15 protein-coding genes are annotated in these 14851 nt (G+C 38.4%); 3 read left to right on the top strand and 12 right to left on the bottom strand.

Features of this window, described 5'->3' with window-relative positions; genetic code table 11:
• Positions 1-5: 5 nt before the first annotated feature.
• From I2F89_RS04670 to I2F89_RS04660, 3 genes are all read right to left on the bottom strand, one after another.
• The gene (locus tag I2F89_RS04670) at positions 6-155 is read right to left on the bottom strand and encodes a teichoic acid D-Ala incorporation-associated protein DltX (protein WP_115357407.1); all 150 of its coding nucleotides are present in this window, start codon (positions 153-155) and stop codon (positions 6-8) included.
• A 211-nt stretch (positions 156-366) separates the two neighbouring features.
• Positions 367-2427, bottom strand: coding sequence for an ABC transporter permease (locus I2F89_RS04665; RefSeq protein ID WP_074800139.1), 2061 nt, complete (start codon positions 2425-2427; stop codon positions 367-369).
• Positions 2417-3184 (bottom strand): ABC transporter ATP-binding protein, encoded by a 768-nt coding sequence (locus I2F89_RS04660; protein ID WP_071866992.1) that lies wholly within the window; start codon positions 3182-3184, stop codon positions 2417-2419. The genes I2F89_RS04665 and I2F89_RS04660 overlap by 11 nt, the downstream gene beginning before the upstream one ends.
• 322 nt (positions 3185-3506) lie before the next feature.
• Here I2F89_RS04660 and nrdD point away from each other — a divergent pair, with 322 nt between their 5' ends.
• Together nrdD and nrdG are read left to right on the top strand one after the other, a co-directional pair.
• Positions 3507-5696 (top strand): anaerobic ribonucleoside-triphosphate reductase, encoded by a 2190-nt coding sequence (gene nrdD / locus I2F89_RS04655; RefSeq protein WP_019723769.1) that lies wholly within the window; start codon positions 3507-3509, stop codon positions 5694-5696.
• A gap of 371 nt (positions 5697-6067) precedes the next feature.
• The gene (gene nrdG, locus I2F89_RS04650) at positions 6068-6670 is read left to right on the top strand and encodes an anaerobic ribonucleoside-triphosphate reductase activating protein (protein WP_071866994.1); all 603 of its coding nucleotides are present in this window, start codon (positions 6068-6070) and stop codon (positions 6668-6670) included.
• A gap of 102 nt (positions 6671-6772) precedes the next feature.
• On the opposite strand, the gene dinB is transcribed toward nrdG, so the two are convergent.
• Positions 6773-7909: a DNA polymerase IV gene (gene dinB / locus I2F89_RS04645; RefSeq protein WP_177187677.1), complete on the bottom strand. Its 1137-nt coding sequence runs from the start codon at positions 7907-7909 to the stop codon at positions 6773-6775.
• A 243-nt stretch (positions 7910-8152) separates the two neighbouring features.
• Between dinB and I2F89_RS04640 the strand changes: the two genes are divergently transcribed.
• On the top strand, positions 8153-9412 hold the full coding sequence (locus tag I2F89_RS04640; protein ID WP_074800134.1) for a hypothetical protein: 1260 nt from the start codon (positions 8153-8155) through the stop codon (positions 9410-9412).
• A 261-nt stretch (positions 9413-9673) separates the two neighbouring features.
• On the opposite strand, the gene rsmI is transcribed toward I2F89_RS04640, so the two are convergent.
• The 8 genes from rsmI to I2F89_RS04600 all read right to left on the bottom strand — a co-directional run bounded on the left by rsmI (position 9674) and on the right by I2F89_RS04600 (position 14843).
• Positions 9674-10543, bottom strand: coding sequence for a 16S rRNA (cytidine(1402)-2'-O)-methyltransferase (rsmI, locus tag I2F89_RS04635; protein WP_071866996.1), 870 nt, complete (start codon positions 10541-10543; stop codon positions 9674-9676).
• Between the two features lie 139 nt (positions 10544-10682).
• Entirely contained in the window at positions 10683-11030 is a 348-nt protein-coding gene (locus I2F89_RS04630) for a DNA replication initiation control protein YabA (RefSeq protein WP_010736045.1), read from the bottom strand.
• Positions 11023-11847, bottom strand: coding sequence for a PSP1 domain-containing protein (locus I2F89_RS04625; protein ID WP_071866997.1), 825 nt, complete (start codon positions 11845-11847; stop codon positions 11023-11025). Before I2F89_RS04625 ends, I2F89_RS04630 begins: the two co-directional genes overlap by 8 nt.
• A gap of 39 nt (positions 11848-11886) precedes the next feature.
• Complete coding sequence (holB, locus tag I2F89_RS04620; protein WP_074800130.1) at positions 11887-12825, bottom strand: DNA polymerase III subunit delta'; 939 nt, start codon at positions 12823-12825, stop codon at positions 11887-11889.
• An 8-nt stretch (positions 12826-12833) separates the two neighbouring features.
• Positions 12834-13163, bottom strand: a complete 330-nt coding sequence (locus tag I2F89_RS04615; RefSeq protein ID WP_010736048.1) for a cyclic-di-AMP receptor — start codon at positions 13161-13163, stop codon at positions 12834-12836.
• The gene (tmk, locus tag I2F89_RS04610) at positions 13160-13822 is read right to left on the bottom strand and encodes a dTMP kinase (protein ID WP_071866999.1); all 663 of its coding nucleotides are present in this window, start codon (positions 13820-13822) and stop codon (positions 13160-13162) included. Before tmk ends, I2F89_RS04615 begins: the two co-directional genes overlap by 4 nt.
• An 89-nt stretch (positions 13823-13911) precedes the next feature.
• Positions 13912-14508: a recombination mediator RecR gene (recR, locus tag I2F89_RS04605; protein WP_019722633.1), complete on the bottom strand. Its 597-nt coding sequence runs from the start codon at positions 14506-14508 to the stop codon at positions 13912-13914.
• A gap of 23 nt (positions 14509-14531) precedes the next feature.
• The gene (locus I2F89_RS04600) at positions 14532-14843 is read right to left on the bottom strand and encodes a YbaB/EbfC family nucleoid-associated protein (RefSeq protein ID WP_010736051.1); all 312 of its coding nucleotides are present in this window, start codon (positions 14841-14843) and stop codon (positions 14532-14534) included.
• Between the last annotated feature and the right edge of the window lie 8 nt (positions 14844-14851).

Raw genomic sequence — 14851 nt, 5'->3', positions numbered from 1 at the left:
CCCTCCTAGAATTCGTTATATATAAATGTTCCACCTTGAATATTTTTGTAATGATACAAATAAATGAGTAACAATAGTATCGTAGAATAAATAAGGGTTCGAAGCATAAAAGTTCGCCAATATCGAACCTGTGGTTGCTGCCACCATTGTTTCATCTCTTTTTCCTCCTATTTAGATCCTTAGTCAAATTCTACTCATTCCATCCACAAAAAAACATTTGTTTTACTAACAGAATGCGCTTTACAGCTAACAGTTTTGTCACTAACTAAAGAGAACAAAAAAAAGAGCCGTACGAAAATAGATTCGTACAACTCGATTCTGTCTTTCGTTCAGCTAGAATAAGATACCCTTTTTGCTCTATTCTTCTTATTCCTCAATGATCCGACAATACAAACGGCTAGTCATAAAGTAAAAGAGTAGGTAAATGACGATCAATAAGCCACAGACAAAGTATGCCAACCAATAGTCTGCCCCTTCTACATATTGAGAAAACACATTGATGGCAAATACAGCATGAGTGATGCCCAAAATCATTGGTGGAAAAAACATCAACGCATTTTGTTTATAGATCATCCGATTTGTTTTGCGTTGAGCAATCCCTAATTTTGTCAGCAATTGATAATTGGTTCGTTCAATTTCAGCTTCGGATAATTGCCGAACCATCAAGATACTACCAGTTGCAATGATCACGATCATCCCCACAAAAAGGGCAACAAAGATATTGATTCCAATTTGACGATCAGTGGCACGCAGTCTAGGATAGCGAGCATTATAATTCAAACGTGAAGCTTGACCTGTTAATTTATTTTCTGAGTATTCACTTTCCTCTGCTTTAGAAGCATCGGTATGGATCGTCCCAACTATCCCTTGATCGGTGATCTCATAACTATAATAAATCGTGTGGTTCCAATTAGTAGCTACTTCTTCATTTAATCGTTCGGTCAATTTTTCTTGATTGCCACCAGTTACATTCCAATTGATGATCTGAAAGTCTAATCCAGTTACACGATCAAAGATCGCTTGATCAACGACCAAGGTCGGTCCATAATAGGTCATATCTTCATCTCCCAGAAATCCCGGAAGCACCTGTTGGATCAATAGTTCTTGCTGACCAGGTAGATGGATCTTTTTCCCGTAACTAGAAAAATTACGAAACATCGATTCTATTGCATCTAACATGACCGTATGATTTTTTCCTGTAAGTTTGATTTCTGGCAGACTAGGTTTGATTTTGCGAAAAGCGTGATACTCTTTTTCAGAAATCAAATTGACTGGCTTGATCTCATTGCCGGCAGATACCGAACCAATGCTCAAGTCATAATAGCTACCTACTACTTTGTAATGAAAAACGAATTCATCAGTGATCTTCTGATTCTCTTCTGCTAAGATCGGTCGAAGTTTGTTTGCCGTCTGAGTATCTAATTGATAAGAAACAGGAGCAGCAATCTCTTCACGATGTGCAATGAGTGTCGATATACCAGTCATCCCTCCGATCATTGCCAAAGATAGACCGATAACTAATGTGATCAACGAATTCATTCGCCAACTTTTTAAAAGATGGATCTGTGTGTTCCCAATCAATAAAAAATTGGTTCCTCGATACTTGAATCTCGAATCGCTCAACAAATGGAGCAACAAGCGAAAAGAATAACAAAAGAACAGATAGGTTCCTAATAAACAAACAAAAAATATCGAAAATGGGAAAGCAATCATTAATCCTAGATTTACCTTTTTTTCAAATAGCTGACTAATCGTTTCTCTAAAGTTCCATGCGGCGAAATAGCTACTAGAAATCATCAATAGACCGATTACGCCTAATAAACGATGCCTTGTGCGAATACGCAACATTGAACTTTCCACTTGTTCTCTTTCCCCAAAACTACGATTCATGGGATAACTCCAAATCTTCCATAGTGAATAAAGAGAAACTGCTGAAAGAATGACAAAAAATACCACGACGGTTTCAACAATGGACGGGATAGAAATAAAAAAACGACTAGTAATATCCATCTTCATCATTCGTACTAAAATCATTTGAAACAATTTTGAAAAAATACTTCCCAATAAAATACCTAACATACAAGCAAAAAAACCAATAGTCATCGTTTCCAACACATAGATCGATGAAATCTGGAATTTACTGATTCCAAACAATTGATAGATCCCAATTTCTTTTTGTCTCCGATTGAGAAAGAAACGATTAGCACTGAGTACGAAAAAGAGTAAAACAACGGTAATGATCCAACTACCAAGCTTTAAAATAGTATCTATCGAAACATCTTGACTTGCCCTTCGAATCAGTGATTGGTCATAGGTCATCGCGCTAAAAGAGTAATAGATCATCGTCGATAAGGTCAAACTGAAGAAATAGACAAGGTAGCCCCTCGATTGTTTAAAAAAACTTTTTGCGGCTAGTTTATAAAGCATTGATTTTACCGCCTCCTCCAATCGTCGCCTGCATGTCGATGACTTTTTCAAAGAATTCTTTTCTCGTTCCTCGGCGGATCACTTCTGAAAAAATCACACCATCTTTGATAAATAAAATACGATTGCAATAACTAGCTGTATAAGGATCATGTGTCACTAATAAGATCGTTGATTTTTCGACTTCGTTGACTGTTTTTAAATAATTCAACAATTCTGTTGCTGATTTTGAATCCAATGATCCCGTTGGTTCGTCTGCGAAGATCACCTCTGGTTCTACTACTAAAGCTCTAGCTGCCGCAATCCGTTGTCTTTGTCCAACTGACATTTCATCAGGATAACGTTTTAGTAATTCTTCGATCCCTAAAAGCTGGGCAACATGTAAAACTCTTCGGTCCATTTCATCTTTTGCCATATTTTCAATAGCCAAAGGAAGTAAAATATTATCTTTACCATTCAATGTATCGATAAGATTGAACGTTTGAAAGATAAAGCCAATTTTTTTTCGTCTGAAATCACTCAATTCATGTTTTTTCATTTTTGTGATTTCATTCCCTTGGATCATCACACTACCCATCGTTGGTAAATTGATCGTTGATAAGATATTCATCAGAGTAGTTTTTCCAGCCCCACTTGGCCCCATGATCCCAATAAACTCTCCTTCTTCAACTGAAAAAGAAACATTGTCTAACACCTTGACCGGTGATTTACTACTTCCATAACTTTTACTTAGATGTTTTACTTCGATTATTTTACTCATGCTAATCCTCCACCTTTATCCTTAATTGAATAGTAGCACATCCTTTCACTTTTTTCCCTTTTGATTTTGTCACCTGACCACTCGAAAAATTTATCCATGAAATTTTTTTATTCAATTTTTTTATTCAAAAAAAAATAATTCGTATTTTCCAAAAGCTGATACCATACGTTTTCACTTTTTTTCACAAGATAATATACACCATATATAGTATACTCATTCAATTATACAGCGATAAAACACTATATGTAGCAGATAATTAGTTGCTCCTTTCTTCAATTTGTTTTATGATAGACAAGAACTATTTTTGTAGGAGCTGAAGAAAATGAAACGAACAGATCAAGAAATGGCTGTACTAGAAAAACAGCCTGAAACCAAAAAAATGACTGTCATCAAACGCGACGGACGCGAGGTACCATTTGATGAACAGAAAATAAATGCCGCACTGATCAAAGCAGAAAAGAAAATTCACGGTTCCTTATCTCCTATTACGTACGAAAAGATCCAATCAATCGCAGAACTTGTGATCAAAGAAATCAAAGATCGCTTCGCAAATAACGTAAAAATCTATGAGATCCAAAATATCGTTGAACATATTTTGTTAGAAAAAAACGAATATGCCTTAGCAGAAGAATATATCCACTATCGAACAAAACGTGATTTTGCTCGTAGTAAGGCAACAGACATCAACTTTTCGATTGAGAAACTGATCAATAAAGACCAAAGTGTTGTCAATGAAAATGCGAACAAGGATAGTAATGTGTTCAATACACAGCGTGACTTGACTGCTGGGATCGTTGGGAAATCGATTGGGCTAAAATTACTCCCACCGCATATTGCCAACGCACATCAAAAAGGCGATATCCATTATCATGATCTCGATTATCATCCGTATACACCAATGACAAATTGCTGTTTGATCGACTTCAAAGGTATGTTGAACAACGGGTTTAAAATTGGGAATGCAGAAGTCGAATCACCAAAATCGATCCAAACAGCAACGGCACAGATCTCACAGATCATTGCCAATGTTGCATCTAGCCAATATGGCGGATGTTCTGCCGATCGTACAGATGAATTGCTTGCTCCTTTTGCACAATTAAATTACAAAAAGCATTTAATTGATGCCAAAGAATGGATCGACACACCAGAACGTCAAGAAGCCTACGCAAAAGCCAAAACAAAAAAAGATATTTTTGATGCCATGCAAAGTTTAGAATATGAGATCAATACACTTTTCACTTCCAACGGACAAACGCCTTTTACTTCACTTGGCTTCGGTCTAGGTAAAAATTGGTTTGAACGAGAAATTCAAAAAGCGATTTTACAAATCCGGATCAATGGATTAGGAAGTGAAAAACGGACAGCAATCTTCCCTAAATTGATATTTACACTAAAAGACGGAATCAATCTGAAACCCACTGATCCAAACTACGACATCAAACAATTAGCATTAGAATGTGCCACAAAAAGAATGTATCCAGATATTCTAAATTATGACAAGATCGTTGAATTGACAGGAAGCTTCAAAGTACCAATGGGCTGTCGCTCCTTCTTACAAGGTTGGAAAGACGAGAACGGTGAAGAAGTGAATGTCGGAAGAATGAATCTAGGTGTGGTTACATTGAACTTGCCACGGATCGCCTTGGAAGCAGATGGTGACCAAGAAAAATTCTGGCAATTACTTTCAGATCGCTTGTCGATCATGAAAGATGCATTAGTTTATCGTGTCGAACGTTGTAAAGAAGCGATTCCTGCAAATGCACCGATCCTTTATATGTATGGTGCATTCGGTAAACGACTATCTCGTACAGACGCCGTAGACGAATTATTTAAAAATCGTCGAGCAACTGTTTCATTAGGCTACATTGGACTTTATGAAGTCGCTGCTTCTTTCTTTGGCGGTGAGTGGGAAAATAATGCTGAAGCTAAAGACTTCACTCTGGATATCGTGAAAAAACTAAAAGCCAATGCAGACGCTTGGGGGAATGAATATGGCTATCACTTCAGCGTATACTCCACGCCAAGTGAAAGCTTGACTGATCGTTTTTGTCGTTTAGATACAGAGAAATTCGGTATCGTTGAAAATATCACAGATAAAGAATATTACACTAATAGTTTCCACTATGATGTGCGTAAAAATCCAACGCCATTTGAAAAACTTGAATTTGAAAAAGACTATCCAAAATACTGTTCTGGTGGCTTTATCCATTACTGTGAATATCCAGTCTTGCAACAAAACCCTAAGGCATTAGAAGCTGTTTGGGACTTTGCCTATGACAAAGTAGGCTATTTAGGAACCAATACGCCGATCGATCATTGCTATCAATGTGGTTTTGAAGGAGATTTCCAACCAACTGAACGTGGCTTTGAATGCCCAGAATGCGGCAATCACGATCCAAAATCATGTGACGTAGTCAAACGAACATGCGGCTATCTAGGAAACCCACAAGCCCGCCCAATGGTCCACGGCAGACACAAAGAAATCTCATCACGCGTGAAACATATGAAGTAAGGTTGTGAGAAAAGCGCCCTGACCTGAGCAGTAAGATGGGAAATCAGAAAATAGCTTCTCATATTTTTTGATTTTTCAGCTTAATGTTGAAGGTCAGCTTTTCGAACACCGTAGATAAGGTTGTGAGAAAGCCGTTCAGCTTCAAGTAATAAGACAGAAGATGGGAAAATAGTTTTCTATATTTTTTCATCTTTTGACTTATTATCGTAGGAGTTGGCTTTCGAACACTGTAGATAAGGTTGTGAGACAACCGTCCAACTCCAAGTCATACGAGAGATAGCACCCCTTCTTCTGGCTATTTTCTTATGTCTCCTACGACCTTCAAGAATTTTTTATAACGGATACCATTTTATAATGAAAGAAGTTTTACTATGAGAAATCCTAAACCTAAAGAATGGCTGGCTCAAGATTATAGTCATGACTATATTGCCGATTATAAACCGTTCAACTTTGTGGATGGTGAAGGTGTTCGTAATAGCTTATATGTAAGTGGCTGTTTATTTGCCTGTGAAGGTTGTTTTAACAAAGCCGCTCAGAATTTCCGTTACGGCAAACCATTCACTGCTGAACTGGAAGAACAAATCATGGCTGATCTACGCAATGATTACGTCCAAGGATTGACACTCTTAGGCGGTGAACCTTTTTTGAATACGAATGTTTGCCTACGTGTAGTCGATCGAATCCGGCAAGAATTTGGTCACAGCAAAGACATCTGGTCTTGGACCGGTTATACCTTCGATGAATTATTACAAGATTCGGAAGATAAACTAGAACTGCTCTCGAAAATCGATATTCTTGTTGATGGCCGTTTTGAATGGTCAAAAAGAGATTTCAAATTACAATTTCGTGGAAGTAGTAATCAGCGCATCATTGACGTGCAACGATCGCTTGCTGAAAAACAAGTCGTCATCTGGGAAAAATGTACAGATGCTACGCAAACATATGAACAAATAAAAAAACAAGAACTGATTTAACTATACTCAGTTTTGATTGAACACAATAAAGAATGCTCCATCTAAAAGGCCAAGACAGAAGTGAATTTCGCTTTTGTCTCAAAGTCTAAGATGGAGCATTCTTTATTCTATTTCTGATTCTATCGCTTGCGTTTCCCACAAAGGCAACACAATATTCTCATAAGTCATCGGATCTAAATTCGTCAGTGTGATACCTAATAAACGAATCCCTTTCTCTATCCCTAAAATCTCTTCCCATATCAGACTCGCTTGATAAAACAGCGCTTCTTTTTTATAAACATATTCTGGTAATGTCACTCGCTTCGTTACTGTAGAATAATCGGTATAACGGACCTTCAAGACAACTGTTTTTCCATGTTTCTGAACACGTCGGAGAGACTCTTCTACTTTCTCAGCTAGCTGACGTAATTGACCTAAAACTTCTTCTTCTGTTCTTAGTGGTTGTCCATACGTATGCTCTTTTCCGACTGACTTACGCTCGCGGGTGACATTGACCGGCGAATCATGGATACCTCGTACTTTTCGATACAACGAATACCCCATTTTACCAAACTGTTGGATCAACATCATTTCACTGCATTTATACAGATCTTCTCCTGTAAAAATACCTAATTCATGCATTTTAGGAACAGTTTTCTTGCCGACACCATGAAATTTTTCGATTGGTAATGCTTTTAAGAAATCGACTGCTTCTTCGGGGGTGACGACCGTCATTCCTTTAGGTTTTTGAAAATCTGATGCAAGTTTCGCTAAAAATTTATTATAGCTGACACCAGCCGAACAAGTCAGATGCACCGTTTGCCAAATATCAAGTTGGATCATGCGGGCGATCTTGATCGCTGATTTACAATTGATTTTATTATTCGTGACGTCTAAATAAGCTTCATCAATACTAACTGGTTCGACTAAGTCTGTATAGCGATAAAAAATCTCCCTGACTTCTTTTGATATCGCACTATATTTTTGGTGGTCTCCCGGTTTGAAAATCGCTTCTGGACAAAGTTCATAGGCTTTTTGGGCACTCATTGCTGAATGAATACCGAACTTACGTGCTTCATAGTTAGCCGTTGTCACTACCCCACGCCCGCCAGTATCACTCGGATGTCTGGCGATCACTAAGGGTTTACCACGAAGTTCAGGGTGATCTCGTTCTTCAACGGATGCAAAAAAGGCATCCATATCGATATGGATGATTTTTCTTGACGTATCATTATGTAAAGGAAACTGTAATTCCATCAGACTCACCCCACTATCATTATACACGAACTTTTGTTCCCTTTCAAGAAAAGATCTTCCTTAAATCCTGTGAATACGCGCTGTCTTTTCTTTGGCACACGTCTCTATTTGTGCAAGTCTACTTATTCGTTTGGAGACGCTCAATATTAAATAACAATTCTTATGATTTTTAAACATCATTATATTATGCTATTATCTGTTTGTAAAAGACTGGCCAGTCTTAATTAAAATTAAAGGAGAGTAACCATGTTAAATAACTTAAAAAATAACATTAGTCCCGTTTTAGAAAAAGAGTTTAAAGAAATCAATCAGTTCAGAACTAAATTCTTAAAAAAAAATTTGACAAAAACTACTCCCGATAATACTCTACCATCCAATCATATTGTGAATACTTCTGATATTTTTACTTTAACTCCTGATAGTGCAAAAAAAATTGGTATAGCGTATCAGCAAATCAAATGTCCTGATGTTCAGACTCTCAAACTATTGACTGGAACGCCAGATTTTCTATTTGAAAATGAGTTGACAACCGAAGATGAACGCTTCAAAGTACTACCAGATATCAATTTAAAAGAAAACCGTACAAGTCAAAATCTATGTACTGTTCTAAAAGCTTATGTATATGGTAATTCTAATGATGCTCAGGTGTACGAGGAAATGTTGAATCGCTTTATCTTCCCTATGACTCTCCAGCATTATGGCAGCAAGGAGCAAAGTCTCACAATCAAAGAAAACACTAGTTTTGTGATTGATTCTGGCGATACTGTCTCCCTTTCTTTTAAGTCGGTGACATTAGAAAAGAACGCTAGTCTCGTTTGTGCACACACACATGTCCACTTTCAAACTGAACAGATGACTCAATTGGATCATACTTCCTTGAATAATGGAATTGTCGTCATTGGGACACATGGAGGAAATGGCGGGAATGGCGGGAATGGCGCAGCTGGAGCAAACGGCGGAAACGGTGGTTCAGATATTAATAAAAAATTGGGCGGAAATGGGACTGAGGGTGCAGATGGCTCTCCCGGAACAGAGGGTGGCAACTCATCTGAATGTACGTTTTATATCAAAAAACTTACAGGAGATACTCCTTTTGGCAGCTATGGTGGGAATGGCGGAAATGGCGGAAATGGTGGAAATGGTGGCAGTGGCGGAGACGGCGGAGACGGCGAAGACTCAAAGAGCTGCACGGATGGCGGAAACGGTGGAAACGGAGCAAAAGGTGGAAATGGCGGAAATGGTGGAAAAAGTGGAAACGGAGCAAATATAGTTATCTATATAGATGAAGGAGTGGAATATATTCTTACAGGTACACATGACGTTTCCCCAGGAAGTGGTGGACACGGTGGAAATGGCGGCGCTGCTGGAAAAGGCGGGTCTAAGAAAAGTGATGGCAAGCCGGGCTCACCGGGAACAAGTGGCAGTGCTGGAATAAGTGGTAGCGCTGGGCAAGCCGGGCAAAGCGGGAATATCTCTATTTTACCTTATCGTGATCCTGTAGATTAATCCGATTAACCACTCTTATATCACTTAGATGCAATCAAACGAACAAGCTGTCAAAATAATTTCTGCATCATAAAAGAGTGGATTCATCGCAGTAAACTAAATAGCTGTATTGTTCCCTTCTACTCTTTTCAAAATACGAAAACTAAAATTTAAGAAATGATTCATCAATAATAAACGGAGAGACGAAAATCTAAACCTGATTTCCGTCTCTCCGCTTCATTTATCTAGAATAGTTGATGTAGCTTGTTCTTCTTATTTCGTTTAATCATCCAATTCATGGAACTGACGATAAACTTCTTGTTTTTTTATTCCGTTTTTGACTGCAATCGTTTTGATTGCCACGTTAGTTTTTTCTCCTTGCTCAATCAATTGTTGTACCTGTTCTTTTAACGTACCTTGAAATTGTTCACTTGGTACGACCTCTTCGTTACTTCCCTCAACAAGTAAACAGCATTCTCCCTTGATCGGCTGTTTTTCTAAATAAGCAAGTAATTCTTCAATGTCTCCGCGTAAATATTCTTCATGGATCTTCGTCAATTCTCGACAAAGCACAACTTGACGATTACCGAACACTTCTAACATATTAATCAACGTTGCGGCCACGCGATAAGGTGATTCATAAAAAATCAATGTTGCTGTTTGATTGCGCAACGATTCCAACATTGTTTTTTGTTCTTTTTTCTTTCTAGGTAAAAAACCATGAAATAAAAATGGCTGCGGTACGAGACCTGAAGCAATCAATGCAGTCATTCCTGCGGTAGGTCCTGGCAATGCAACGACTGGAATATCTTCCTTGATACAAGCAACGACAAGCTCATGTCCAGGATCACTGATAGATGGCATGCCTGCATCACTCACTTGTGCTATCGATTTTCCTTCTTTTAGCCAGTCGATCAATTGAGGAATACGTTCTTTATAATTATGTTCGTGTAAACTTTTTTGGGCAGTTTGGATCTCGAAATGATTCAATAGCTTTTGTGTATTGCGTGTATCCTCACTTGCGATCAAATCCGCTTCTTGTAATGTGCGCACACTGCGAACAGTCATATCCTCCAAATTTCCGATCGGTGTTGGAACGAGGTAAAGTGTGCCAAACACGTGATTTCCTTTAAAGCTCTTTTGGTTATACATATGATTCTCCTTCTCAAACAGAGTAAAGGAAGCTACTCTAATTAAAAAATTTATCCTGGTAGTTCAACGACGAATACCGCAAAACAAGAATGCTTTGCGGTATTCGTTGACCGTGATAGAAGCCACTAGATCCTTTGATTTAGCGTCCACTTTCTCGATAGATCACTTCTAAACAGAACGCACAAGGTTCATCATTTTCACGTCTTGAACCATACAAATCATAACAAACATGAAATCCTTCTTCATAAATCTTTTCAAGATTCATTCGGGATTTTGATAGTTCCTGTTTGGCATTTTCAGCTGGAGCTTGCGCCACTTGGTTCAATTCACGAAGATGTTCGCGTAGTCGTTGATTTTCCATCTCTAAGGTGGTATTTTTCTCAACGATCTCATGCAGTGCATGTTTCATCTCTACTAATTCAGTCAATGTATTTCGTAACTCTGACTCCAATTGGTTCAACCCATCATATAATGATCTCTTATCCATTCATCTCACCTACTTGGATGAAATTTTTTAGTTCATCCCATTCATATTCAACAGGATTCTCCCGTCCGTTCAGTCGCACACTAACTAAGCGACTAAGCAGATTCAATCCTACGACTTTCCCTTTACCATCAGGAGTTTCAAGTGTTTTCCCAAAGTCAGGGAGTTCTTTTTTTGCGGCTTCATATGCTTCACTTTCATACTGTAGACAGCACATCAAGCGACCACACAAGCCAGAAATTTTAGTTGGGTTCAGTGATAATCCTTGTTCTTTTGCCATTTTGATCGAAACAGGCACAAAATCTCCTAAGAAAGAAGAACAACAGAGTGGTCGCCCACAAGGCCCGATACTTCCGATCATCTTCGCCTCATCCCGAACACCGATTTGTTTCAATTCGATCCTTGTACGAAAAACGGCCGCCAAATCTTTCACTAATTCACGAAAATCAATACGTCCATCTGCCGCAAAATAAAAAGTCAATTTGCTTCGATCAAAAGTATATTCAACTTGGACGATTTTCATTTCTAGTTTTCGATCTCTAATTTTTTCTTTCGCAATCAAAAAAGCTTTTTTTGCATCTTCTTCATTTTTGTTGCTTTTTTTAAGCTCAGCAGTTGTTGCTTTATGCAAAATGGGATTGATGGTTTCAGGTAAATCTTCCAGATCAATATCTCTTTTGGGAATAGCAACCGTTGCGATATGTAAAGTTTGCTGAGACTCGACTAACACTTTATCATTGTATGCATATTCTGAATCTCCGGGTGTAAAATAATAGACATGACCAGCATCTCTATAACGGACACCTACTACTTCTACCATTTGTGGCCTCCTTGATTACGCAAAATATAAATTGACAAATCAAAAAATCGTTTGTAATACAAATTGCTCAGCGACGGCTTGAAAACTCACATTGCTACGTAGTTTTTGTTCTGCTAACAAAAGACGTTCAATCGTTTGATTCAGCCGTTTGACTTTACCATACTCCCCAGATGTTATCGCCTGTTTTTGAGCTTCCTGATAATAATACATTAAAATTGAAAAACCAGTAAATTGTTGATTTTTTTCTTTAAATACTTTCACCAATCGTTTTTGGACATAGATAAAGGCTTGTGTATCTCTTTTATCCAAGTAGACAAACCATTGATAAATCAAGTCCTTAGCCTCATTAAACCATTCATCTTCTGAGATTTCAACTGCTTTTCCTAAACTGTTTGTCAAGAATGACAAAAGTTTTGCTTTTTCCACAGAAATTTGCTGATCTTGTAATTTTTGAATCAATGAATCCTTTGACAATTCTTGGAAATGCAAGGTTTGACAACGAGATTGGATCGTAGGTAAGATCCGACCAATGGCTTCCGTTTCTAAAATCGCTAGAAAATCACCAGGTGGTTCTTCTAAAAATTTCAATAAACTATTGGCCGCACTCGCATTCATTTTTTCTGCTTCCTGGATCAAGAATACTTTTTTCCTTGATTCATATCCGCTACGACTAAACTCTGTCTGTAAGCGGCGGATCTGATCGACCTTGATCGACTGACCATCGGGTGCAAGAACGAGTACATCTGGATGTTCTTGATTTTGGATCCGTTGACAATTATTGCATCTGCCACAAGGTTGTTGGTTGTTCATCTTCGTACAATATAAATGTTGTGCTAACCAAATGCCTACCTCATGCTTTCCTGTACCTTTTTCACCTTCAAAAAGATAAGCATGAGCGAGACGCCCATGCTCAAAACTTCGTTGAAGTTGTTGATACACGAGAGGTTGCATTTGCGCAAGTATGTTTTCTTGAGCCATAGTTCCTCCTAGAAATGGTGGAATCCTTCAACTGGTAAGACAAAGACTGTTGCTCCGCCCACTTCTACTTCTACAGGATAAGGAACGCCACCGTCCATTGAAATATCTAACGTTACTGGAGTAGAAACAAATTGTTTTCTTGACTCACATGTTTTTTTGATGATCTCTAATGCTTCTTCGACGCGATCGTCCTCGATACCAACGATAAATGTACTGTTTCCCGCTTTAAGGAAACCACCAGTAGAAGATAATTTAGTCGCACGAATGTTTGCATCGATCAATTCATTGGACAAACGGTTGCTATCTTTATCTTGAATGATTGCTAAAATGATTTTCATTTACGTTCACCTTCCTGACTTTCAAAATATTGTGGAAATTGGTTGATAATTGCGTGGTAACTCAATTGTAACACTTCTTCAAAACTATTTCTTGCATCGATCTTATGGATGCGGTCTGGATGCTCCTCTACCAATTTCAAATAGGCATGACGGACACGCTGGTGGAACTCTAATCCTTCTGAATCTAAGCGATCGATTTGATTCTGGCGATTTTTAGCGATTCGACGTAATCCTGTGTCAGAATCCACATCAAGATAAAGAGTAAAATCAGGAGTCGTTCCTTCTGTAGCAAATTCATTCAGTTCAGCAATCTCGTTTACGCCGATCCGACGACCTGCACCTTGATAGGCCAACGAACTATCGACAAAACGATCACACAAAACGATTTTCCCACTCGAAAGTGCAGGTAAAACTTTTTCGACTAAGTGTTGTCTTCGAGCAGCTGCGTATAATAAACTTTCTGTTCGCTCGTCCATGCGATCATTTTTCGGATCAAGGATCACTGCACGAATCTGTTCAGCAATTGGTATCCCACCTGGTTCTCGAGTTTGAATGATCTCTGTTTTTGCTACTTGTTGTAAAAGAGGAAATAGTTCTTTGATGATACTCGTTTTACCTGCACCATCAGGTCCCTCGATCGTAATAAATAAGCCGTTCACACTTGTTCCTCCATCTCTTCTCTTGCTTTTCTATTGTATCTGAAAATCTTTGTCGATCAAACTAACGCGATCAGACTGGTGTCAAAAAATCATAGTTCACGTCTGCCTTCGACCGCTTTCATTAAAGTCACCTCATCTGCATATTCGATATCGGAACCAACAGATAAGCCATGAGCTAACCGTGTGACTTTGATCCCAGCAGGCTTGATCAATCGTGAAAGGTAGATTGCAGTTGCTTCTCCTTCAGTGGTCGCATTCGTTGCGATGATCACTTCTTGGACCTCTGCATCATGCAAGCGTTGTAAGAGAGGAGGAATATTGATATCTTCTGGACCCGTGCCTTCCATTGGTGACAATACACCATGTAGCACATGGTACAAGCCACGATACTCACGCATCTTCTCCATCGCCATGACATCTTTTGGTTCTTCAACGACTAAAATGATACCACGATCTCTCGATGGATCTTTACAGATCTCACAAGGATCTTCTTCTGTGATATTTCCGCAAATACTACAAAAATGTAGATCACGTTTGACGCTCAATAAAGCTTTGGCAAATTCATTGACCACTTCATCCTTCATATCGATCGTATAAAAAGCTAGTCTTGTCGCTGTTTTTTGACCAATACCTGGAAGTCTCATATAACTGTCGATCAGTTTGGCAATTGGTTCTGGATATTGCATGTTCATTTCCCCTTCAGGAAAATTTAAAAGGGTAAGCCCTTAGTGTATTTTCCCATTGTTTTTTCTGATTCTGTATCGATTTTTTCTAATACGTCATTGACAGCCATCACGATCAAATCTTGTAGCATTTCTGTATCTTCTGGGTCAACTACTTCATCATTGATCTGGATATCTTTCATTCGACGATTACCAGTAAAAACGACTTTGACTAAGTCATTCGTAGAACTGCCAGTAAATTCTGTTTCATTTAGTTTTTCTTGGGCTTCGCCCATTTCTTTTTGCATTTTTTGGACTTGTTTCATCATCCCTTGCATATTTCCCATTCCGCGCATCATTAGTATCG

The sequence above is a fragment of the Enterococcus sp. 1001283B150225_161107_E12 genome, from assembly GCF_015556925.1.
GTDB lineage: Bacteria > Bacillota > Bacilli > Lactobacillales > Enterococcaceae > Enterococcus_B > Enterococcus_B mundtii.
Note: the sequence above shows the minus strand (reverse complement) of the source record. Positions and strands in the feature narration are given on the sequence as shown.